22 protein-coding genes and 2 tRNA genes are annotated in these 22,410 nt (G+C 66.2%); 15 read left to right on the top strand and 9 right to left on the bottom strand.

The window, feature by feature from the left end:
• Positions 1-197 precede the first annotated feature (197 nt).
• From gyrB to ACFXNW_RS01680, 7 genes are all read left to right on the top strand, one after another.
• On the top strand, positions 198-2,255 hold the full coding sequence (gene gyrB / locus ACFXNW_RS01650; protein ID WP_379415111.1) for a DNA topoisomerase (ATP-hydrolyzing) subunit B: 2,058 nt from the start codon (positions 198-200) through the stop codon (positions 2,253-2,255).
• 92 nt (positions 2,256-2,347) lie between these two features.
• On the top strand, positions 2,348-4,858 hold the full coding sequence (gene gyrA / locus ACFXNW_RS01655; RefSeq protein ID WP_379415112.1) for a DNA gyrase subunit A: 2,511 nt from the start codon (positions 2,348-2,350) through the stop codon (positions 4,856-4,858).
• Positions 4,859-4,894: 36 nt separating this feature from the next.
• Complete coding sequence (locus ACFXNW_RS01660) at positions 4,895-5,959, top strand: DUF3566 domain-containing protein (protein ID WP_379415113.1); 1,065 nt, start codon at positions 4,895-4,897, stop codon at positions 5,957-5,959.
• Positions 5,960-6,184: 225 nt separating this feature from the next.
• A tRNA-Ile gene (locus ACFXNW_RS01665) sits at positions 6,185-6,258 on the top strand.
• Positions 6,259-6,287: 29 nt separating this feature from the next.
• Entirely contained in the window at positions 6,288-6,395 is a 108-nt protein-coding gene (locus tag ACFXNW_RS01670; protein ID WP_218579846.1) for a DLW-39 family protein, read from the top strand.
• 18 nt (positions 6,396-6,413) lie between these two features.
• Positions 6,414-6,486, top strand: a tRNA-Ala gene (locus tag ACFXNW_RS01675).
• Between the two features lie 461 nt (positions 6,487-6,947).
• Entirely contained in the window at positions 6,948-7,481 is a 534-nt protein-coding gene (locus ACFXNW_RS01680; RefSeq protein ID WP_379415114.1) for a hypothetical protein, read from the top strand.
• Between the two features lie 7 nt (positions 7,482-7,488).
• Here ACFXNW_RS01680 and ACFXNW_RS01685 read toward each other — a convergent pair whose 3' ends face one another.
• Positions 7,489-8,487 (bottom strand): hypothetical protein, encoded by a 999-nt coding sequence (locus tag ACFXNW_RS01685; protein ID WP_379415116.1) that lies wholly within the window; start codon positions 8,485-8,487, stop codon positions 7,489-7,491.
• Between the two features lie 58 nt (positions 8,488-8,545).
• On the bottom strand, positions 8,546-8,968 hold the full coding sequence (locus ACFXNW_RS01690) for a winged helix-turn-helix transcriptional regulator (protein ID WP_379415117.1): 423 nt from the start codon (positions 8,966-8,968) through the stop codon (positions 8,546-8,548).
• Between the two features lie 82 nt (positions 8,969-9,050).
• Between ACFXNW_RS01690 and ACFXNW_RS01695 the strand changes: the two genes are divergently transcribed.
• A complete protein-coding gene (locus tag ACFXNW_RS01695) occupies positions 9,051-9,587 on the top strand; it encodes a pyridoxamine 5'-phosphate oxidase family protein (protein ID WP_379415118.1) in 537 nt (178 codons plus the stop codon).
• Between the two features lies 1 nt (position 9,588).
• Here ACFXNW_RS01695 and ACFXNW_RS01700 read toward each other — a convergent pair whose 3' ends face one another.
• The gene (locus ACFXNW_RS01700) at positions 9,589-10,497 is read right to left on the bottom strand and encodes an oxygenase MpaB family protein (RefSeq protein ID WP_379415119.1); all 909 of its coding nucleotides are present in this window, start codon (positions 10,495-10,497) and stop codon (positions 9,589-9,591) included.
• Between the two features lie 122 nt (positions 10,498-10,619).
• Here ACFXNW_RS01700 and ACFXNW_RS01705 point away from each other — a divergent pair, with 122 nt between their 5' ends.
• From ACFXNW_RS01705 to ACFXNW_RS01715, 3 genes are all read left to right on the top strand, one after another.
• On the top strand, positions 10,620-11,540 hold the full coding sequence (locus ACFXNW_RS01705) for an acyl-CoA dehydrogenase family protein (protein ID WP_379415120.1): 921 nt from the start codon (positions 10,620-10,622) through the stop codon (positions 11,538-11,540).
• Positions 11,541-12,480: 940 nt separating this feature from the next.
• Positions 12,481-13,491 carry an ATP-binding cassette domain-containing protein gene (locus tag ACFXNW_RS01710; RefSeq protein WP_379415121.1) on the top strand — a complete coding sequence of 337 codons (1,011 nt, stop codon included), beginning with the start codon at positions 12,481-12,483 and terminating at the stop codon, positions 13,489-13,491.
• Complete coding sequence (locus ACFXNW_RS01715) at positions 13,488-14,348, top strand: ABC transporter permease (RefSeq protein ID WP_379415122.1); 861 nt, start codon at positions 13,488-13,490, stop codon at positions 14,346-14,348. The genes ACFXNW_RS01710 and ACFXNW_RS01715 overlap by 4 nt, the downstream gene beginning before the upstream one ends.
• Positions 14,349-14,351: 3 nt before the next feature.
• Here the strand turns inward: ACFXNW_RS01715 and ACFXNW_RS01720 are convergent, their stop codons facing one another.
• Positions 14,352-14,564 (bottom strand): hypothetical protein, encoded by a 213-nt coding sequence (locus ACFXNW_RS01720; RefSeq protein ID WP_379415123.1) that lies wholly within the window; start codon positions 14,562-14,564, stop codon positions 14,352-14,354.
• Between the two features lie 130 nt (positions 14,565-14,694).
• On the opposite strand from ACFXNW_RS01720, the gene ACFXNW_RS01725 reads away from it, so the two are divergent.
• Positions 14,695-15,567: a rhomboid family intramembrane serine protease gene (locus tag ACFXNW_RS01725; protein WP_379415124.1), complete on the top strand. Its 873-nt coding sequence runs from the start codon at positions 14,695-14,697 to the stop codon at positions 15,565-15,567.
• Positions 15,568-15,582: 15 nt separating this feature from the next.
• Here ACFXNW_RS01725 and ACFXNW_RS01730 read toward each other — a convergent pair whose 3' ends face one another.
• Together ACFXNW_RS01730 and crgA are read right to left on the bottom strand one after the other, a co-directional pair.
• Positions 15,583-16,038, bottom strand: coding sequence for a PH domain-containing protein (locus ACFXNW_RS01730; protein ID WP_379415125.1), 456 nt, complete (start codon positions 16,036-16,038; stop codon positions 15,583-15,585).
• Positions 16,039-16,119: 81 nt separating this feature from the next.
• A complete protein-coding gene (gene crgA / locus ACFXNW_RS01735; protein WP_379415126.1) occupies positions 16,120-16,386 on the bottom strand; it encodes a cell division protein CrgA in 267 nt (88 codons plus the stop codon).
• Positions 16,387-16,500: 114 nt separating this feature from the next.
• Between crgA and ACFXNW_RS01740 the strand changes: the two genes are divergently transcribed.
• From ACFXNW_RS01740 to ACFXNW_RS01750, 3 genes are read left to right on the top strand one after another with little or no spacing between them, the layout of a single operon-like run.
• On the top strand, positions 16,501-17,145 hold the full coding sequence (locus ACFXNW_RS01740) for an aminodeoxychorismate/anthranilate synthase component II (protein WP_379415127.1): 645 nt from the start codon (positions 16,501-16,503) through the stop codon (positions 17,143-17,145).
• Positions 17,142-17,846, top strand: a complete 705-nt coding sequence (locus ACFXNW_RS01745) for a RibD family protein (protein ID WP_379415128.1) — start codon at positions 17,142-17,144, stop codon at positions 17,844-17,846. Before ACFXNW_RS01740 ends, ACFXNW_RS01745 begins: the two co-directional genes overlap by 4 nt.
• A 46-nt stretch (positions 17,847-17,892) precedes the next feature.
• Positions 17,893-18,354 carry a deaminase gene (locus ACFXNW_RS01750; RefSeq protein ID WP_379415129.1) on the top strand — a complete coding sequence of 154 codons (462 nt, stop codon included), beginning with the start codon at positions 17,893-17,895 and terminating at the stop codon, positions 18,352-18,354.
• Positions 18,355-18,366: 12 nt separating this feature from the next.
• Here ACFXNW_RS01750 and ACFXNW_RS01755 read toward each other — a convergent pair whose 3' ends face one another.
• From ACFXNW_RS01755 to ACFXNW_RS01765, 3 genes are all read right to left on the bottom strand, one after another.
• On the bottom strand, positions 18,367-18,786 hold the full coding sequence (locus ACFXNW_RS01755) for a CBS domain-containing protein (RefSeq protein WP_379415130.1): 420 nt from the start codon (positions 18,784-18,786) through the stop codon (positions 18,367-18,369).
• 136 nt (positions 18,787-18,922) lie between these two features.
• Positions 18,923-20,866, bottom strand: a complete 1,944-nt coding sequence (pknB, locus tag ACFXNW_RS01760; RefSeq protein ID WP_379415131.1) for a Stk1 family PASTA domain-containing Ser/Thr kinase — start codon at positions 20,864-20,866, stop codon at positions 18,923-18,925.
• A complete protein-coding gene (locus ACFXNW_RS01765) occupies positions 20,863-22,374 on the bottom strand; it encodes a protein kinase (RefSeq protein WP_379415132.1) in 1,512 nt (503 codons plus the stop codon). The genes pknB and ACFXNW_RS01765 overlap by 4 nt, the downstream gene beginning before the upstream one ends.
• Positions 22,375-22,410: the final 36 nt, after the last annotated feature.

Genomic DNA, 22,410 nt, shown 5'->3' on the forward strand with positions numbered 1-22,410 from the left:
GCCGTCAGGGGTGTCGTAGGTGCACTGTAGTTTGGGCGTACCAGTAGGATGGTGACGTAACTAGCGGCGATACCTTCGGCGCGTTCCGCACAGCCGCGCGGTGGACCGTGAATCTCGACCAGCTCAGAATCCGGCCCCTGGCGTGTGCTGTGGCGACGCTGTGCTGAGGATCAGCAAGTAAGGAGAGCTACCGACCAGTGGCTGCCAACGACTCCAATGCATCGGGCTCGACCAAGGCGTCTTCGGGTAAGGCGGGCAACAAGGACTACGGTGCCTCCTCCATCACGGTCCTCGAGGGGCTCGAGGCCGTCCGTAAGCGTCCAGGCATGTACATCGGCTCCACCGGTGAGCGCGGTCTGCATCATCTGATCTGGGAAGTGGTCGACAACTCCGTCGACGAGGCGATGGCCGGGTACGCCAGCAAGGTCGAGGTCACCATGCTCGCCGACGGCGGCGTCCAGGTGGTCGACGATGGTCGTGGCATCCCGGTCGCCATGCACGCCCAGGGTGTCCCGACCGTCGAGGTCGTCATGACCCAGCTACACGCAGGCGGAAAGTTCGACTCCGACTCCTACGCTGTTTCCGGTGGTCTGCACGGCGTCGGCATCTCCGTGGTGAACGCGCTGTCCACTCGGCTCGAAGCCGAGATCGATCGCGACGGCTACCACTGGAGCCAGACCTACAAGGACGCCACCCCCGGCAAACTGGTGCAGGGTGAACCGACCAAGCGAACCGGTACCACGATCCGCTTCTGGGCCGATCCGGAAATCTTCGAGACCACCTACTTCAACTTCGAGACGGTCGCACGCCGGCTGCAGGAGATGGCGTTCCTGAACAAGGGACTCACCATCGTCTTGAACGATGAGCGGGTCAGCGATGCCGAGGTCATCGACGAGGTGGTCAGCGAGACCGCTGAGGCGCCCAAGCATGCCGATCCCGACGCGCCCGAGCCCGAGCACAAGGTGAAGACGCGGACCTACCACTACCCGGGCGGCCTGGAGGACTTCGTCCGCCATATCAACCGGACCAAGCAGGCGATCCACAACTCCGTCGTCGGGTTCACCGGCAAGGGTACCGGGCATGAGCTCGAGGTGGCCATGCAGTGGAACTCCGGCTACTCCGAATCGGTGCACACCTTCGCCAACACCATCAACACTCATGAGGGCGGCACCCACGAGGAAGGCTTCCGGTCGGCGCTGACCACGGTGGTCAACAAGTACGCCAAGGACAAGAAGCTCCTCAAGGAAAAAGACGGCAACCTCACCGGTGACGACATCCGTGAGGGCCTGGCCGCCATCGTCAGCGTGAAGGTCAGTGAGCCGCAGTTCGAGGGCCAGACCAAGACCAAGCTGGGCAATACCGAGGTGAAGTCGTTCGTGCAGCGCACCTGCAACGAGCACCTCGCGCATTGGTTCGAGGCCAATCCGGCCGATGCCAAGACCATCGTGAACAAGGCCGTGTCCTCGGCGCAGGCGCGTGTGGCCGCGCGTAAGGCGAGGGAACTGGTGCGCCGCAAGAGCGCCACCGATCTGGGCGGGCTGCCCGGCAAGCTGGCCGACTGCCGGTCCAAGGATCCGAGCAAGTCCGAGATCTACATCGTCGAGGGTGATTCCGCCGGCGGCTCGGCCAAGTCCGGCCGCGACTCGATGTATCAGGCGATCCTGCCCCTGCGCGGCAAGATCATCAACGTCGAGAAGGCGCGCATCGACAGGGTCCTCAAGAACAACGAGGTCCAGGCGATCATCACCGCGTTCGGTACCGGTATCCACGACGAGTTCGATATCGCCAAGCTGCGCTATCACAAGATCGTGCTGATGGCCGACGCCGACGTCGACGGCCAGCACATCTCCACCCTGCTGCTGACGCTGCTGTTCCGGTTCATGCGTCCGCTGATCGAGCACGGGCACGTCTACCTGGCCCAGCCGCCGCTCTACAAGCTGAAATGGCAGCGCACCGATCCGGAATTCGCCTACTCCGACCGGGAGCGTGACGGGCTGCTCGAGGCGGGTCTGGCCGCGGGCAAGAAGATCAACAAGGATGACGGCGTCCAGCGCTACAAGGGTCTGGGCGAGATGAACGCCAAGGAACTGTGGGAAACCACGATGGACCCGGCGGTCCGGGTGCTGCGCCAGGTGACTCTCGACGACGCCGCCGCGGCCGACGAGCTGTTCTCCATTCTGATGGGCGAGGACGTCGAGGCGCGTCGCAGCTTCATCACCCGCAATGCCAAGGACGTTCGCTTCCTCGACGTGTAGCCGGTTCGGCAGGGATCAGGGGAATCGAATCGACCCCCTAGCCCTGCCCGCAACTGCCGTTGCCCCCGAGCCTTCCTACGGAGACCTCTTTCATGACTGAGACCACACTGCCCCCGAACGGCGGCGCAGGCGACCGGATCGAACCGGTCGACATCCAGAACGAAATGCAGAGCAGCTACATCGATTACGCGATGAGCGTGATCGTCGGCCGCGCGCTGCCCGATGTGCGTGACGGCCTCAAGCCGGTGCACCGGCGCGTGCTCTACGCGATGTACGACAACGGCTACCGACCCGACCGCGGTTACGTGAAGTCGGCGCGCCCGGTCGCCGAGACCATGGGTAACTACCACCCGCACGGCGACTCGTCGATCTACGACACTCTCGTGCGCATGGCCCAGCCCTGGTCGCTGCGCTATCCACTGGTCGACGGTCAGGGCAACTTCGGTTCCCGCGGCAACGACGGCGCGGCAGCCATGCGGTACACCGAGTGCCGCCTCACGCCGCTGGCGATGGAGATGCTGCGCGAGATCGACCACGAGACGGTCGATTTCGTCCCCAACTATGACGGTCGCTCGCAGGAGCCGACCGTGCTGCCCGCCCGCGTGCCCGCCCTGCTGATGAACGGCAGCAATGGCATCGCGGTCGGTATGGCGACCAATATCCCGCCGCACAATCTCAACGAGCTGGCCGAGGCCATCTACTGGGCGCTGGAAAACTACGACGCCGACGAGGAAACCACCCTCGCCGCCTGCATGGAGCGGGTCAAGGGCCCGGACTTCCCGACCTCAGGGCTGATCGTCGGTGGTCAGGGCATCCATGACGCCTACACCACCGGTCGCGGTTCCATCCGCATGCGCGGTGTGGTGGAGATCGAGGAAGACGCGCGCGGCCGCACCACGATCGTCATCACCGAGCTGCCGTACCAGGTCAACACCGACAACTTCATCAACTCGATCGCCGAGCAGGTGAAGGACGGCAAGATCGGCGGCATCTCCGATATCCACGACGAGTCCTCCGACCGTGCGGGTATGCGGATTGTCGTGACGGTCAAGCGTGACGCCGTCGCCAAGGTCGTGCTGAACAACCTCTACAAGCACACCCAGCTGCAGACCAGCTTCGGCGCCAACATGCTCTCCATCGTCGACGGTGTGCCGCGCACACTGCGTCTGGATCAGATGATCCGGTTCTACGTCGAGCACCAGTTGGAAGTCATCATCCGGCGTACCCGCTACCTGCTGCGCAAGGCCGAGGAACGCGCTCACATCCTGCGCGGCCTCGTCAAAGCCCTGGACGCGCTCGACGAGGTCATCGCGCTGATCCGGCGTTCGGCCAACACCGACACCGCGCGCACCGGCTTGATGCAACTGCTCGACATCGATGAGATCCAGGCGACCGCCATCCTCGATATGCAGCTGCGCAGGCTCTCTGCCCTGGAACGGCAGAAGATCGTCGACGAGCTGGCCAAGATCGAGGCCGAGATCGCCGACCTCAAGGACATCCTGGAAAAGCCGGAGCGTCAGCGCGCGATCGTGCGCGACGAGCTGGCCGAGATCGTCGAGAAGTACGGCGATGATCGGCGCACCAGGATCATCGCCGCCGACGGCGATGTGGCCGACGAGGATCTGATCGCCCGCGAGGACGTCGTCGTCACCATCACCGAAACCGGCTACGCCAAGCGCACCAAGACCGACCTCTACCGCAGCCAGAAGCGCGGCGGTAAGGGCGTGCAGGGCGCGGGCCTCAAGCAGGACGACCTGGTCAGGCACTTCTTCATCACCTCGACCCACGATTGGCTGCTGTTCTTCACCAACAAGGGCCGGGTGTACCGGGCAAAGGCCTACGAGCTGCCCGAAGCCAGCCGCACCGCGCGCGGTCAGCACGTGGCGAACCTGCTGGCCTTCCAGCCGGACGAGAAGATCGCCCAGATCATTCGGATCAAATCCTACGAAGACGCCCCGTATCTGGTGCTGGCCACCAAGAATGGCCTCGTGAAGAAGTCGCGGCTGTCGGATTTCGACTCCAACCGCAGCGGAGGCATCGTCGCGGTGAACCTGCGCGACAACGACGAACTGGTCGGTGCCGTGCTGTGCTCGGCGGACGACGACCTGCTGCTCGTCTCGGCGCAGGGACAGTCGATCCGCTTCGCGGCGACCGACGAGGCGCTGCGTCCGATGGGCCGCGCCACCTCGGGCGTGCAGGGCATGCGGTTCAACACCGACGACGAGCTGCTCTCCCTCAATGTGGTTCGTGAGGGGACATATCTGCTGGTCGCGACGTCCGGAGGCTATGCGAAGCGGACCGCGATCGAGGAGTACACCGCGCAGGGCCGCGGCGGTAAGGGTGTGTTGACCATCCAGTACGACACCCGGCGTGGCACGCTGGTCGGTGCGCTCATCGTCGACGACGACGACGAGCTGTACGCGATCACCTCCGGGGGTGGTGTCATCCGGACGGCGGCCAAGCAAGTTCGCAAGGCAGGCCGCCAGACCAAGGGCGTGCGATTGATGAACCTCGGCGAGGGCGATACCTTGCTTGCGATCGCGCGCAACGCCGATGAGCCCGATCAAATCGGCGACGACACCAGCGATTCTTCCGAGCAGTAAACACAGCGGCGGCAACGAACGGATCTGAGGATTGCATTGACCACTCCGAATCAGCCGAATGACGAGCGGCAGCAGACGAACGGTGTGACCGAACGGATCGCACCGTCACCGATTCCGCCCCGGCCGATCCAACGACCGGAGTCCGAATCCCCCAAGGGCGCTCCCGCGGGCCCGAATCCGCAGGAAGCCGCTGCTCCGTCGCGCGAAAATGCTGAAAAGCAGGGCGAATTCGGCGCCGAAGGTGCCGCGAAGCCCGCACCGGCCGAGGGCGGCAACGCCTTCGACCAGACCGTACGGATGAACGGCTCCGGTGAAGCGCCGCAGGGCGATTCGGGTGCGCCGGGCAGCAATGGCGGCGGTCAGTCGCGCTACCAGGACGGGTGGTCGCAGCTACCGCAGCGTGAGCCACAGTCCAACCTGCCACGGCCGGGCCACTCACCGGTGGGATCCGGACGCCCGGCACCCGCACCCACGGGTGGACTCGGCGGCGGTGTGGGCAACGCGCGCACTACCGCCGACCTCGCCGCCAAGGCGGCCCGTAAGGAAGCGGCGATGGTGAAGTCGGTCGGCCTCGACGGGCCGACCCGCAGCATCTCCCGCCCCGAGTTGACCAAGGACATGCCGGATCTGTCCGAGATCCGGCATCCGCTGCCGCCGGAGCACCATGCCGCGCCGAAGGCAGGCCCTCCGGCCGTCTCGCCCGCGGTTCCGGTCGCGGTCGCGCAGGCGGTCGCCGGCGAACCGCTGCGCGCCACGGTGCAGATCCGCCGCATCGACCCATGGTCGACGCTGAAGATCACCCTCGTCATCAGTGTGGCGCTGTTCTTCGTGTGGATGCTCGCGGTCGGGTTGCTCTACATCGTGCTCGAGGGCATGGGCGTATGGGAGCGGCTCAACGACACCTTCACCGAGATGGTGTCGCAGGACAACGGCAGCTCCACCGGATTGATCGATGCGGGCACGGTCTTCGGCTATGCCGGCGTCATCGGGCTGATCAACGTGGTGTTGTTCACCGCGCTGGCCACCATCGGCACGTTCATCTACAACCAGTGCTGCGACCTGGTCGGCGGCATCCAGGTCACCCTGGCCGACCCGGACTAGCAATCGCGCGAGCGGCCGGTACCGATCCCATTCGCGGGAGCGGTACCGGCCGTTCTTGTCTGTGGTGACATGTGGATGGTTTGCGACTTACTGACAACGCCACAGTTTGTGTTGGCTGTAGCGCTTCTACCAGCCGTTTTGGTCGTTCTCGGCGCGTCGGGTAATCTCTGTTCTCGGTTGTTGCGTTGCGTGTAGGTGATAGCGGAACACAACAAGCAAATACACGGGCCTATAGCTCAGGCGGTTAGAGCGCTTCGCTGATAACGAAGAGGTCGGAGGTTCAAGTCCTCCTAGGCCCACTCCCGAACATCACAGTAGGGTGGGAATCATGAAACTTCTCCTCACACTCGGTGTCGTGGTCGCGGTTCTCATCGGTATCACCAAACTGCGCCAGCGTAACGATGCGGATCTGTGGCACGAAGTCACCACCCGCTGACCGCTCGGGCAGCCACCCGGGGCCTTAGCTCAATTGGCAGAGCACTGCCTTTGCAAGGCAGGGGTTAGGGGTTCGATTCCCCTAGGCTCCACTTCGATTCCACACCCATGCCCACGGAAAGCCTGGGCTTTATCTCGTTCCGCGTGTTTTTTTGGGGTCGGAGCCCCCAAACCCGCCCGGCGGGCTTTGCCCCCGGACCCCCACCCGGGTTTGCCTGCCTCAATGGTGCGGCGTCCATCGTTCACGGGGGCTTCGCCCCCGGACCCCCTTCCAGGTTTGCTTGGCCCAAATGGCGCGGCGTAAGCGGTGGTCGCGTCGGGATTGTCAGCTCTGGATCTGGACTGTAGTTCCGCGTCTGCATCGGCTACCCAGGTCGGTCACTCGCGATTTCGAGGCTCTTCGTGCTGTGCCGCGCACGGTAGTTTCGATTCTTGGCCGTGTGGCCGCGCCGGCTGATGCCGGCAGGGCGTACCGGGCGCTATTGCCTGCCTACTCGTGCGGGCTTACCGTTACTGCACTCGACCATGGGGCGGGTGTGGAATGGAGGGGCCGATGCGGATTTCGCTGCACGGGGATGGGGACGGGATTCGGGTGCGGATGCGGCTCGATGTCAATCGGCGGCGGTGGCTGGCTACCCGAATCATCTTGTGGGTGCTGGCGATCCAAGGGCTGATCGTCGGAGCGTGGGCTACCTTCGCGCCGCATTCCTGGTACACCAGCTTTCCCGGGCTCGGGATGCGGTGGGTGGGGGTGGACGGGCCGTATAACCATCATCTGGCCGGGGATGTGGGGGCGTTCTTTCTCGCGCTGGCGGCCGTCACCTGTGCGGCGCTGTACTACCGCGACAGTCTGCTGTCGCGGGTCGCTGGGCTCGGGTGGCTGGTGTTCGGTGTGCCGCACCTGATCTACCACGCGTTCCACAAGCCTGCCGAGATGGGCGGGGTGAGCTTCACTCTGAGCGTCGTCGCGGCCGCGTTGCTGCCGATACTCGGGCTCGCGGCAATTCTGGTCGCGCCCGCCGAACGCACGCAGGTGCGTGACCCGGCGCCGCTGAACATCCGGTTCGGGCGGCGCCGGGATCGCTGAGCCGCACTCAGCCGGTGACTGCGGCCTGCTCGATTCGTTGCAGCAACTCGGGCTCGGGCCAGCTTCTGATCTCGTAGCGGGGCGGGGCGAGGCCCGGCACCGGAGTCAGCCCCAGTATCTCGACCACGCGGGCGAAAGGCGCGTCGAACAGGGTGCGTTCGTTGCCGTCGTCGTCGGTATCGCAGAAGACGACGAGATCCGCCTCCGGCAGCAGATAGTCCACACCCTCGCCCCAGGCGGTGATGGTGCGCGGACCGTCATCGGAGTCGTAGTACATCAGCGCGGCGACGAAAGCTGTGGACGAATCGGCGAGATCGGCGTCGAGTGACTCGAAATCCAGTTCTATGTCGAGGATTTCGTTCAACCACTCCGACTGTGCCGCGTACTCCGTGACAGCGAGGCCGCAGCGGGCGCGATGTGCGGCGGGCAGCTGCTCATGCGCCCCGGCTTGATCGAACGGCACCACCCGGCCATCGTCGTCCACGGTGTAGGCCTGCGGGGAGAGCGGACGCTCGGACTCGCCGTACTGCCCCTCGATCATCTCGAACAGGTCGCCGATCAGTTCCGGCTCGTCGGGCGCGACCACCAGGGTGTCTGCATCGGGCAGGAACGCGACAGGGCGGCGGCCGTAACCGGTGCGGAAGCTGTCGAGCCAGCCCGGCACCAGAATCCAGGAAGCGAAGTAGCCGTCGCCGTCCTCGTCGGCGTAGTGGAGGATGGAGTCCTTGTCCATGTCCGGCGGCTGCACCATCTCGGCCAGATTCGCCTGCGCCGCGGCGAAAACCTCGTCCTCGGACACATTCCACGCCGCGCAGTGGTCACCCTGGACAACAACACGACGGTCGGGCAGATCGACGGCCACCAGCTCGTCCACGAACGGAAACACCGTGCGCCCGAGCGGCTGATCTTCCGCGGGCACGGTGGAGCGGTAGGTCACGGGACGCAGGACCGGCCGCAGCAGCGGACGTGCATCGGTCCAGTTCTTGGGAACCTCGAAGTCGGTCACGGCGACACCGTAGCGGTCCGCTGCGACATTTCCTGGTGCTGGCGACAACCGCCGGGTATCAAGCGATTTCGACCCGGGTGTCGTAGTCGGTGTGCGCCTGCGCGATCTCACGCTGATGCGTTTCGGTCCAGGTAACCAGGGCCTGGATCGTCTCGTGCAGGCTCGCGCCGAGCGGGGTCAGTGCGTAGTCCACCCGGGGCGGCACCACCGGGTACACCGTGCGATGCACCAGCCCGTCGCGTTCCAGATGGCGCAATGTGCGTGTGAGCATGCGTTGGCTGACGCCGTCGATCTCGCGCCGCAATTCGGTGAACCGCATGGTCCGCCCGGCCAGCAACGCGATGGTGAGCAGCGACCATTTGTCGGCGATACGGTCGAGGATCTGGCGTACATCGCAATCCTCGCGGGGGTCCCACTGTTTGGCCGTGTAGTCGTCGGTATCCGCGCAGTAACCGAGGGACTCTGAAGTGCCGTCTTCCATGAATACCCATAGTGACCGATGATGCTCTCAGTTACAAGAAGTAACCGACAGTTGTTTCGGGAACCAGGGTGGAGGTGGCGTAATGGCCGGCAAGGTGAGGTCGTTCGCGGAGATCGAATCCGAATTCGATGCCTATGTGGGGCGCATCGTGTACTCCACGATGGTGACGGTGGACAGCAAGAACCGCCCGCGCACCCGGGTGCTGATTCCGGTGTGGGAGAACGTCGACGGCACGCCGGTCGGTTGGCTGGCGACCTATCGGACGCCGATCAAATCGGCGCATATCGCCCGCAATCCACAGGTGAACTTCTCGTATTGGGCGCAGGGCAGCAATAATTCGGTCGCCGTCGACGCGACCGCGCAATGGATCGACGATCCGGCCAACGGTGTGCACGATCCAGCGACCCGGGAGCGGATCTGGCGGATGTACGCACGGACCAGCCCCCGGGGCGCGGGATATCACCTCGGGCAGTTCTGGAACTCGCCCGATGACCCGAAACTGCACATCATGCGGCTGGAGCCGTGGCGGATCCAGGTCATCCGCGGCCGGGACCTGCGCAGCCGGATCTGGCAGGCGCCGGCCGAGGTGAAGGCACGGCCGGCGCTGGTGGGGCAGTGACTCAGATCGGGCGCTTCGCGATGACCTTCTGCAGCCGGGCGCGGTCGCGTTCGAGCTTGCGCGCCTCGTAGGCGATGGGGAAGTAGCGCAGGCGTTCGGGCAGCAGCGGCACCATCCTCGCGATCACCCAGCCGATCGCGCGTAGTTTGCGCTCGTCTGATTCCGACCAGGTCAGTCCCAGTTTCCGGCGGGCGGCCTCGGGCGTGGTTCCGACGGTGACGAAGTACTGCAGCGCACCGATCGGCGCCACCGCCCGCCGCCATACCGGACGCAGGAACCGGGGCAACTGTTGCGGTGCACCGACCGAGCGGATGACCCGCAGGTAGTCGTGCGCGGTCTGGGTCGCGACGAGGTGGTTCTCCACCTGGTCGGCGAAGAACTTCTCGAAATCGGCGTAGGTGGCGGGAAGTTCCTTGGGCGGCACCGAGAAGTTGCGCATCAGCTGCAGCGTCTCGTGGTAGTACTCCTGCTTCTCCTGCGGCGTCAGTGGCCGCTTGGCGAAGTATCTGGCGTTCTCGCTGAAGGCGAAGGTGCCGGTGTGCAGCACCCAGGCCCACGGGCCGCTCGACAGCGCACGGTGTTTGACGCCCGCGGCATCAGTGGTGTTGAGCGAGGCGTGCATGGCGCGCAGTCGTTCGGTCTCGGCCAGTGCCTCGGGGCCGCCGTAGGTCCAGGTCATCACCGCGGACAGGCTGCGCACCGCGCGGCCGACCGGATCGGTGCGGAAGGTGGAGTGGGCGTCGACCACCGCGGAGATCGTCGGCTCCATGGTCTGCAGCAGGAACGCGGATCCGGCGGTGAGTGAGAAGGTGACCAGCCCGGTTTCCTCCCACATTCTGGTGCCGGGGCCGAAGGCGCGGCGTTCGGGAAGCGTGGGGGTCCTGGACTCGACCTCGACGGACGCTGTCATGGCGATCTCCCTTGATCGACGATTGAGCGAGTGTGAGAAAATAATACTCTAACTCTCTCACAATCGCAGGGCGAGCGAGTCGAGCCGAGCCGGATGCGGTTCGCACCCATTAGCGTGCAGGGGTGGATTCTGTTCTCGATTACCTGCTCACCGCGCCGACCGAGGTGGCTGCGCTCACGAGCGTGCGGGCGGCCTGGCAACGTCATCAGCGGACCGCCGAGCGGTTCGATGTCCCGGTGGACGCGGCATTGGCGTGTGGGTTCGGCGCGGACCGGCTCGGTTATGCGTTCCTGTCCGGCTATCAAGCGGCGCTGCGGGCATTGCTGCCGGAGCTGGCGCCGGGGGAGCTGGTGTCGCTGTGCGCGACCGAGGCCGGTGGCGGGCATCCGGCAGCCATCCGGACCGCCGTGACCGAGCGCGACGGCGAATGGTTCGTCGACGGGACCAAGACCTTCGCGACACTCGGCGGGCCTGCCGACCGCCTGGTGGTGATCGGCAGCGTGGGCGCAGGCGCGGACGGCCGTAACCGGTTGCGTGCGGTGCTGGTGGATACCGATCAATCAGCGGTCGTGCGCACCGAGCTGCCCGAAACCCCGTTCATCCCGGAAATACCGCACGCGGCGGTGACATTCACCGATGCACGGGCCCGAGCGCTGCCCGGCGACGGCTACTCCGGCTATCTGAAACCGTTCCGCACCATCGAGGACATCCACGTGCTCGCCGCCGCACTCGGCTGGCTGATCCGGATGGGAAGAAGCGGCGCGGTAGCGCGACCGTTGCTCGAGCAGCTGCTTGCCACGGCGGCGGCACTGCGTGATCTCGGCCGGATGCCTGCGAGCTCGCCCGGCGCGCATATCGCGCTCGGCGGCGTACTGGCTCGATTCGACGAACTGCCGCAATCGACGGCGCCGATCTGGGAGCGGGTCGATCCGGCTGATCGTGCGCGCTGGGAGCGTGATCTGGCGCTGCTGCGGGTTGCCGGGAAGGTGCGGGGCCTGCGCCTGGAGGCGGCGTGGCACGCGGTGCGCGACTCGGCTGGTTAGTGCCGGAAACGAGGTTCCGCCAACCCGTTCCGATAAACCGGGTCCGGACATGAGAGCGGGCCTCGGCGAAGGGGGGGAGTTTGCCGAGGCCCGCGTAAGGTCGGCCCGGGGGGGAGGGGCCGACGTGAACGATCCTACGCGAAGATCCGCGTTTTTGTGTGCTCGAGGACAGTCGGTTTCGAAGTTTTTTCGGGGTAATTCACAGAGTTCCGGGCGGGCCTTTGGTGAAACAGACACTCGGGGGCTGTCGGGATGATCACGACGATGGCTCCGGGGTTGCCAAAATCACTGGCACGCATCGTCTTCCGGGGCTGTATACGTTGTTGTCCAGGCCGTCCATGGCGGTCGAGAAAACATGCCGACCGGTCGCTGTAGCCACGCGGGCGGCGGTGCCACAGGGCCGGGCGGCCCGCGTGTCGGAGGGCCGGGAACTCGGAAGTTCAGGCGTCGGCCGCCGAGATCTCAAAGGTGTCGTACCCCCGTGGCAGCATTCGGTGCGTGGACGACTTCGGTCCGGAAAACATGTCGTTGTTCGGGTATTGCCCCGCCGGGCTACGCGGACGTGATCGGCTCGCGCGCGCGAACGAGTATCGGCGCGGGGCGAATCGAGTAGTGCGGTACGCACGCCCCGAGGCCACTGCGCGCGGCATCATCGAATCGGTCGCACCTCGATCCGGAACCCCCGAGCACCGCCCGGATCGAGGTGCGACCGTTCTTTGTTGCCCGTCGGTAACCGGACAGTCGGACAAATCGGATGAAATCGGCCGCGCAAGGCGCGATACTCACACCGGATCGGGTCGATCGCACGGTAGATCCGCCCCTTGCGGGTACCGGCCCCGGCGATTAGTTTCGGCCGCGCCGGCCGTCATATCAGCAGGTCGCCGAGGAGCCGGCCGCCCGACACCGCATGTCATCGAGCTCTACGAACTTCAGGAGAATCATGGGTGACGCAATAGTCGCCGAGGGCCTGGTCAAGCGCTACGGCCCGCTGGTCGCCCTCGATGGACTCGACCTGACCGTGCCCGAGGGCACCGTCACCGCACTGCTCGGCCCGAACGGAGCGGGTAAAACCACCACCGTTCGCGTGCTGACCACACTGCTGATCCCCGATGGCGGCCGCGCCACGGTCGCGGGCATCGACGTCCTGCGCGATCCGCGGGCCTTGCGCCGCCATATCGGGGCGTCGGGCCAGTACGCCGCGGTCGACGAGTACCTCACCGGCTTCGAGAACCTCGAGATGGTGGGACGCCTGTACCACATGGGTGTGCAGCGAAGTAAGGAACGCGCCCGCGAACTGCTCGATCGGTTCCGGCTCAGCGACGCCGCCGACCGCCCGGTCAAGGGCTATTCCGGCGGTATGCGCAGGCGGCTGGACCTGGCGGGTGCGCTGGTCGCGGAGCCACCGGTGCTGTTCCTCGACGAACCGACCACCGGCCTCGATCCGCGCGCTCGCCTCGACCTGTGGGATGTGATCGAAGAACTCGTCGCCGGTGGCACCACGCTGCTGCTGACCACCCAGTACATGGAGGAGGCCGACCGGCTCGCCGATTCCATCGCCGTGATCGATCGCGGCAAGGTGATCGCCAAGGGCACCGCCGACGAGTTGAAGACGATGGTCGGCGGCGACCGCATCGAGCTGACCGTCGACCATGTGGACAACCTCGTGATCGCACAGCAGGCGCTGGCCGGTCTCGCCGACGGTGAGATCCACCTGGAGCCGGGCCTGCGGCGCATCATCGTTCCGGTCAGCAACGGCTCACAAGCGCTGGTCGAGGCGGTCGGCAAGCTCAACGATCACAGCGTGAAGATCCACGACGTCGGGCTGCGGCGACCCTCGCTCGACGATGTCTTCCTCACTCTCACCGGGCACGAGGCCGAGGAAATGGTCAGTGCCGAGGACGCGGCCGAGGGACTGGCCGAACTGGAACCAACGGAAGGAACGACCCGATGACCGCGGTCACCACCTCGACGGTCGTGCCCGATCACGGCCCAGGCGTCGGGGAACGGCTCACCACCGTTCTGTCCGACACCATCACCATCACCAAGCGCAATGTCATCAAGATCAAGCGCGTACCCGATGTGCTGATCTTCAGCACATTGTCGCCGATCATGTTCGTGCTGCTGTTCGCCTACATCTTCGGCACGGCGATCAAGGTGCCCGGCCTCGAAGGCGGCTACCGGGAGTTCCTCATCGCGGGCATCTTCGCCCAGACCTGTGTCTTCGGCGCGACCTTCACCGGGCTCAGCCTGGTCGAGGATATGCAGAAGGGCATCATCGACCGGTTCCGGTCGCTGCCGATGGAGCCGGTCGCGGTGCTGATCGGGCGCACCATCAGTGACGTCGTGATCAATGTGGTGAGCCTGGTCGTCATGTCGCTGACCGGCCTGATCGTCGGCTGGCGGATCCGCGGCTCGTTCCTCGATGCCGTGCTGGCCTACGTGCTGTTGCTGCTGTTCGCCTACGCGATCTCCTGGATCATGGCGTTCGTCGGGCTCATCGTGCGGGCGCCGGAGGTGTTCAACAACGCCAGCTTCATGGTGATCTTCCCGCTGACGTTCCTCGCCAACACCTTCGTGCCGATCGAGGAACTGCCCACCGTGCTGCGAGTCTTCGCCGAATGGAACCCGGTATCGGCGGTGACGCAGGCGATCCGCGAGTTGTTCGGCAATACCTCGCCGGTCCAGCCGCCGCCGGACACCTGGCCGATGGAGCATCCGGTCGCGACGACCCTCATCTGGGTGGTGGTGATCCTGGCGATCTTCGTACCGCTCACGCTCTGGCGGTACAAGCGCAGCGTCAGCCGCTGAGCCTCAGCTCTGAGATTCCGCGCCGGTTCCCGCCTCGGGGGCCGGCGCGGACCCGTTTCGGGAGTAGCCGATCCGTGGCGGCGACGGGGCAGGCGCCGGCGGCAACGGACGCTTGGCGCGGGCCAGCCATGCGGCACCGCCCGCGGCCGCGACAGCGGCGGCGGTCAGAAGCCGATTACGGGAACGCGAAGACAGGTGCAGGGACCTCGAGCTCATGGCTCAACTCTGACACAGACCCAGGGTTCGTGCATCGAAGCCCAGGTCAGCGTGCTGCCGAAGTGGTCATGGCACGATGGTCGGGTGACCATGACCGCGTCGGCCAGCCCGGCACGATTCGAATGAGCCGATGAAACCCCAACCCCCTGCGACGACGTGTGTCCGGCATCCGGACCGAGTGACCGGCCTGTCCTGCACTAGATGCGGCCGCCCCGCCTGCCCGGAATGTCTGCGCCCGGCCTCGGTCGGCCAGCATTGCGTGGACTGCCTGCGCTCGGATCAGCGCAGCACGCCGCAGGTGCGCACTGTGTCGACGGCCGCCGCGCCGCGGGTGCGGATTCCGTATGTCACTTATGCGCTGATCGCGGTGAATGTCGCGGTGTTCGCCGTGACAGCCGCACAGTCACGCAGCCTGATCGACAACTACAACGGCTCGTCGCTGTTTCTTCGCTGGGTGATGTTCCCGCCCGCGGTCGCCGATGGTGACTGGGTGCGGGTGATCGGGTCCGGTTTCCTGCACTACGGCCCGCTCCATCTGCTGCTCAATATGTTCGCGCTGTATGTAGTCGGCCGCGATATCGAGCTGGTGCTCGGCAGGCTGCGCTACTGCGCGGTCTATCTGGCCTCGCTGCTCGGCGGCTCGGCCGCGGTTATGGTGTTCTCGCAGGACAGCCTCACCGCCGGCGCCTCGGGTGCGGTCTACGGCCTGTTCGGCGCGATCACGGTGATCATGATCCGGCTGCGGCAGAACGCCAACAGCATGTTCATCCTCATCGGGATCAACGTGTTCATCAGCTTCTCGCTGCCCGGGATCTCGTTGTTCGGCCATCTAGGTGGTCTCGCGGCGGGCACCCTCGCCACCCTCGGCATCCTGTTCCTGCCCGCGTGGTTGCGGGCCGGTTCGACTCGGAACGCCCAGATCATCGGGTGGTCAGCGGTCGCGGCGGTCACCGTTGTCTCGCTGTCAGTGATCGGCGTAGCAGCGGCTTCCCTGCTGCCATGAGGTGAGAGCCACCATTCAGGGCCGGGTGATGTCCCCGCTCAGCCGCAACTGCTCGACCAGCACGTCGTAGACGTCTTCAGGATGGGTGCCCAGATCCCAGCGCCCGAAGATCAACAGCCGTTCGGCGTCGTGGTGCAGGATCTCGACCTCCAGCATCGGCATCCGGCGGCCGAGGCGGCGGTAGTAGACGATGCGGGCCCGCAGGATCTGCTCGGGACGGTATTCGGTGGGACCGGTCAGTGACCTGATGACCAGCCGTGGGTCGTCGCCGGGGATCACCGACAACCGGGGTCGCTGCCGGAACCCGAGCCCGGCCAGCCCGAGCAGCAGCACGGCGGCCAGGCCGACGAGCAAACGGCCGGGTGGATCGCTGTTCAATACGGCGACCACGGCCAGGACGACCCCGCCCCCAGTCGCTGCGACCAGCGCGGACAGCGGGGTGGTCCACGAGAGGCGCGGCTCAGGATTCACGGGCTTCCTCGAGTTGTCCACAGGTTCATCCACAGGTGTGTATGAATGACACGTCTGTAATACGGCCGGTGGAAACCCGGCTCAGCGCCACCGCATGGTCATGATCAGGCCGACCACCATCAGGCCGAAGCCGATGAGGAAGTTCCAAGCGTCGAGGTCGCTCATCCAGCTGAGCTGGTCGCCCGCGAGGTAATACACAAGCAGCCACACCAGGCCTGCGAGCATGAACCCGAGCATGATGGTCACGTACCAGACCGGCGAGGGGCCGACGGCCTTCACCTTCACCGGGGTCCGGCTGGCGGGGGAGCTGGAGTAGTCGGTCTTCTTACGGACCTTGGACTTGGGCATGACGTCCTCGAATTCGGCGAACAGGGCAATACCGGCGTCCCTCCGGTTCCCTCTAGGCTATCCCAACTGGTAATGGATGCGACGGCCTGTGGGTCGGGCACGTAATCTCGAACCATGCGTGTTCTGGTCGTCGACAACTACGACAGCTTCGTCTACAACCTGGTCCAGTATCTGGGCCAGCTGGGCGCGGAGGCCGAAGTCTGGCGCAACGACGACCAGAGACTCGCCGATCTGGACGCGGTGGCCACCGAATACGACGGCATTCTCATCAGCCCGGGGCCTGGCACCCCCGACCGCGCGGGCGTCAGCATCGAGTTGGTCCACGCCGCGGCCCGCCACCGTACCCCGCTGCTCGGTGTCTGCCTCGGCCATCAGTCCATCGGCGCGGCCTTCGGCGCGACCGTCACCAGGGCGCCGGAGCTGCTGCACGGCAAGACCAGTTCGGTATTCCACATCGGCGCCGGTGTCCTGGCCGGACTGCCCGACCCATTCACCGCCACCCGCTATCACTCGCTCACCGTCCTCGAAGACACCCTGCCCGACGAGATCGAGGTCCTCGGCCGCACCGAGAGCGGCATCGTCATGGCGATGCGCCACCATGAGCTGCCCATCCACGGAGTGCAGTTCCATCCGGAATCGGTACTCACCCAGGGCGGGCACCGCATGCTGGCGAACTGGCTGGAGGTGTGCGGGGAGCGCCCGGCCGAGGGTCTGGTGGAGATGCTCGAGGCGGAGGTCGCGGCGCTGGCGGTCTCGTGACCCGTCCCTATGTGCTGCTGTCGGTCGCGACGAGCGTCGACGGCTACATCGACGACGCGAGCCCGGATCGCCTGCTGTTGTCCGGCGCCGCCGATTTCGACCGGGTCGATCAGGTGCGTGCCGAATCCGACGCCTTGCTGGTCGGCGCGCAGACGCTGCGTCGCGACAATCCACGACTGCTGGTGAATGATGCGGCCCGCCGCGCCGTCCGCGTCGCCGCAGGCAAACCCGAATACCCGCTCAAGATCACGGTGAGTGCGAGCGGTGACCTCGATCCGGAGCTGTTGTTCTGGCATCACGGTGGCGACAAGCTCGTCTACACCACCACCGCGGGTGCGGCACGACTCGGCGACCGGCTCGGCGATACGGCCGAGGTCGTGTCGCTCGGTGTGGAGGTCGATCTGGGTCTGCTGCTCGATGATCTGGGCCGGCGCGGAATCGGCAGGCTCATGGTGGAGGGTGGTACGCGAATCCTCACCGGCTTCCTGGCGGCAGATCTCGCCGATGAACTGCACGTGGCCATCGCACCGTTGATCGTCGGAGACACCGCGGCACCGCGCGTGCTCGGCCCGGCCGCCTATCCCGGTGGTGCGCAGCGACGAATGACGCTGGTGGATGTCGAGCGTGTCGACGACGTCGCGGTCCTGCGTTATCTGCCGAAGGCGGGCGGCCGGGCAACTGAGTCGGCGGCCGCCAGGTGACATCGGACCGGCGGCCGCGGGTGTCGACCAGCAGAAGGAGAGCACGGTGAGCGATGCATCGCCGGATGATCGCGCATGGATGACGCGGGCGATCGAATTGGCCCGCCTGTCTCCGCGCAGCGAGACCGCCTTCTCCGTCGGCGCGGTCATCGTCGCGAGCGATGCCGAGATCGCCACCGGCTACTCCAGGGAAACGGACCCGAAGGTCCACGCCGAGGAGTCCGCGCTGGACAAATTGGCCGCAGACGACCCCCGGTTGGCGGGTGCCACGATCTACAGCACCCTCGAACCGTGTTCGCAGCGCGCGACGGCGACGCGGCTGCCGTGCACCGAGCGGATCCTTCGCGCCGGAATTCCCAGAGTTGTCATCGCCTGGCGGGAACCCTCGACATTCGTCACCAACTGTGTCGGTGTGGAACTGCTGCGGCAGCGCGGCGTCGAGGTGGTCGAACTACCGGAACTGGCCGAGGCGGCGATGTCGATGAACCGCCACCTCGACCTGTCCTGACCGGGTTGTGCCTCAGGGCCTGCCGTAGACCGCGGTGACGAACTCGCCGAGCTGATTGTCATCGAGATGCCTGGCCAGATCGGCTTCGCTGATCATGCCGACTAGGCGTTTGTTCTCGATCACCGGCATGCGTTTGATCTGGCGGGTCTCCATTTCGTCGAGCACCTCGCCGATATCGGCGTCGGCGGAAACCCAGCGGGGGGTGGCCTCGCAGAGTTCGGCGGCGCGGGTGCCGGACGGGGACAAACCCTGGGCGATGCACTTCACCACGATGTCGCGGTCGGTGATGATGCCGCACATCCGTTCGTTCTCGTCGGCGATGACGAGCGAGCCGACACCGAGTTCGGCCATGACACGGGCCGCCTGGGCGACCGTTTGATCTCTGGAAATCCACTGAGCGCCGGGCTTCATGATGTCCCTGGCAGTGGTCATCTGGGCTACCTCCTCATTGCTCAGCTGTGCTGATCGGGATGGAGCCCATCAATTGTCGCACCGTACGGACCGGCCGGTTCGCCGAATCGGTATCCGGTTCGCCCGAATTCGCCCGACCCGCCGGTCTGTCACCGGATCAGGGTGGGCCGAGCGGAAGAACCCCGGTGTAGATGACGATGGAGCTGTTGCGCCCGACCGAGCTGCCCGCCGCGGGCTGCTGATTGAGCACCTTGCCCACACTCGCAGAATCCAGTGTGACCTGCGTGTTCTGCACAATCTGTGTGGTGGAGCCGGACCAGCCGGCCTGCCGCAGCCGGTCGATCGCCTGCGAGGCGTTGAGCCCGACCAGGCTCGGCATGGTGAACTCGGCGCCGAGCGAGACCTGCACCGTCACGGTGGATCCCTTCTCGGCATTCGAACCGCCCGCGGGACTGGTCGCGATGACCTCGCCCTTCGGCCTCGACGAGGCGACCTCCTGGACGACGACCTTGAACTTGGCGCCGTCCACCAGATTCGGCTCGGCGACGTCGATGTCCTGGCCGACCACATTGGGTACCCGGACCTGCTCGGGACCGCTGCCGATGGTGACCTTGACGGCCCGGTCGACCTCGACGCTCGCCCCCTCGGCCGGGTTCTGCCCGATGACCTTGTCCATTTCGGCCTCGCTGGAGGCGTCCTTGTCGACCTGGGGATCGAGGCGAAGGCCGATGGCGTTGAGCTTCTGTTCGGCCTGCTGCTGGGTCAGCCCGGTCAGCCTCGGCACCTGCACCTGCGCGGGCCCGGTGGACACCTGCAGGGTGATGGTGCTGCCCTCGTCGACCCGGGAACCGCCGAGCGGTTGGGTGGCGATGACGTTGCCGGTGCCGACCTTGGCATCGGGCTTCTCGTGGATGGCGACGGAGAATCCGAGGTCCTCGAGCTTGCGCTGGGCATCCTGCACCGAACTGTTGGACATATCCGGCACCGCCACCTGGTCCGGCTTGCTACCTGGTCCGATCAATACCCAGAACAGCGCGATGGTGACGATCACCGCGGCCACCGCGCCGAGCGCGAGATAGGCGGTGCGGCGCGGGTTCGCCGGCTCGACCGGTTCCTGCTCACCGGTGTGGTCGTCGCGATCGTGGTCGTAGCCGCCGTCGTCGTGGTGGTCCACGGCGTGGAACGTGCGCGGTGCGGGTTCCTCGGAGCCGAGGATGGTCGTGCGGTCCTCGTCGGTCATGACCATCGGCGCACTCGGCTTCTGCCCGCCGAGCACCCGGATCAGATCCGCGCGCATCTCGGCGGCGGTCTGATACCGGTTGGCGGGGTTCTTGCTCATCGCCTTGAGCACCACCGAATCCAGTTCGCGTGACACCCCGTTGTGCACATGCGAGGGCAGGCGGGGATCCTCGCGGACGTGCTGCACGGCCACCGCGATCGGCGAATCACCGGTGAAAGGCGGTTCGCCGGTGAGGATCTCGAAGAGCACACAGCCCACCGAGTACACATCCGAACGGGCATCGGCGGACTCACCGCGCGCCTGCTCGGGGGACAGATATTGGGCGGTACCGATGACAGCGGCGGTCTGCGTCATCGGATTGGCGGCGTCGGCGATGGCGCGGGCGATGCCGAAGTCCATCACCTTCACCGCGCCGGCCCGGTTGATCATGATGTTGGCCGGCTTCATATCGCGGTGCACGATGCCGGCCTTATGGCTGAAATCCAGTGCGGCGCAGACATCGGCGATGATCTCCATCGCCCGGCGCGGCGGCATCGGGCCCTTACCGCGCACGATATCGCGCAGCGTATCGCCGTCGACGTACTCCATCACGATGTAGGGCAGCGGCCCACCGTCGACCTCGGCCTCACCGGTGTCGTACACCGCGACGATGGCCGGATGATTCAACGCGGCCGCGTTCTGCGCCTCGCGCTTGAAGCGCAGATAGAACGTGGGGTCCCGGGCCAGATCGGCCCGCAGCACCTTGATCGCCACATCCCGGCTCAGTCGAACGTCGCGTGCCTTGTGGACCTCCGACATTCCGCCGAACCCGATGATCTCACCCAGCTCATACCGGGAGGAGAGATTCTTCGGGGTCGTCATGGCGTTCCTTGCTCAGAAGTAGCCGGCGTGCTGCTTTCGGTGACCACAGGACGTCGGGCACCGGGAATCTCGGGCAATGGTATGTCCGGAAAACGATCGCGCACGGTGGTCGTCGGCTGTGTCGTGGTGCGTTCGACGGTGGTGGTCCGTGTGGTCGTCGTCGGTTCGGTCGTGGTGGTGGTCGTCGAAGTCGGCGCCTCGGTGGTGGTTGTCGGCGCTTCGGTCGTGGTGGTCGGCTCCTCGGTGGTCTCCACCGGGGGTGGCACCGGCCGGACGGTCGTGGCGACCGGCGGGGGCAGCGGCTTGGTGGTGTGCGGCGCGACGGTCGTCGACTCGGGTGACCTGGTCGGATCCGGGTTGGTGTCGCCGCCGAACAACAGCCAGATCACCAGACCACCGAGCAGCACGGCGCCGACGCCGAGTCCGGCCATCCACTTCTGGGTGGAGGTCAGACCGCCTTTGTGGCCCTCGGGCGGCAGCGGGGCGTGGCCGGAGGTCGCGCCGACGGCGGCCGGGGCGGCCGCACCGGTCGACGGCGCGGTCGGATATCGCACCGTCGCGCTGTTGTCGTAGGCGGGCTGTGCCGAGGGCAGCGCGACCGTCGGCCCGGGCGGCAGCACCCGAGTCGCGCCGGTGGGCGCGGGTCCGGTCCCGAGACCGCGCGGGGGCGGTGGCCTGCGGCCCGCGCGCACCGCGGCGACCGCGTCGGCGAATTCGCCGCCGTCGGCATAACGCTGAGCGGGGTCCTTGCCGATGGTGATATCGATCAGTTCCCGCACGTTCGGGGGCAGATCGCCGGGCATCGGGGGTGGGGTCTCCCGGACATGCTTCATCGCGACAGTGATCGCGCCGTCGCCGCTGAACGGCCGCTGACCGGCCAACGCCTCATAGCCGACGATGCCGAGGGAGTACACGTCGCTGGCCGCGGTGGCGTCCTCGCCGACCGCCTGCTCTGGTGCGATGTACTGGGCGGTGCCCATCACCATGCCGGTCTTGGTCACCGGCGAAGCGTCCACCGCCTTGGCGATGCCGAAGTCGGTGATCTTGATCTGGCCCGCGGGGGTAACCAGGATATTGCCGGGCTTCACATCGCGGTGCACGACGCCCGCGGCGTGTGCGACCTGCAGTGCCCGGCCGGTCTGTTCGAGCATGTCCAGACCCTGGGCCACCGACAGCCTGCCGAGCCGGTTCAGCACCGTATTGAGCGGCTCACCCTGGACCAGCTCCATGACCAGGTAGGCCACCTCCCCGCCCTGCGGGTCGACGGTCTCGCCGTAGTCGTAGATGCCCGCGATGCCCGAATGGTTGAGCTGCGCGGTGGTCTTGGCCTCGGTGCGGAACCGATGCCGGAAGGTGGGGTCGGCGGAGAACTCGGCCTTGAGCACCTTGACCGCGACACGCCGGTCGAGACGGGTGTCGAGGGCCTCCCAGACCTGGCCCATCCCGCCGGTGGCGATCAGCCGCTGCAGCCGGTACCGGTCCGCGATCATCGCACCGTTGTTCAGCATCGGTTTCCCCGCAGATTCACTCGCACATCCATCTCG

The organism is Nocardia sp. NPDC059180 (genome assembly GCF_042754945.1).
Classification (GTDB): Bacteria; Actinomycetota; Actinomycetes; order Mycobacteriales; family Mycobacteriaceae; genus Nocardia.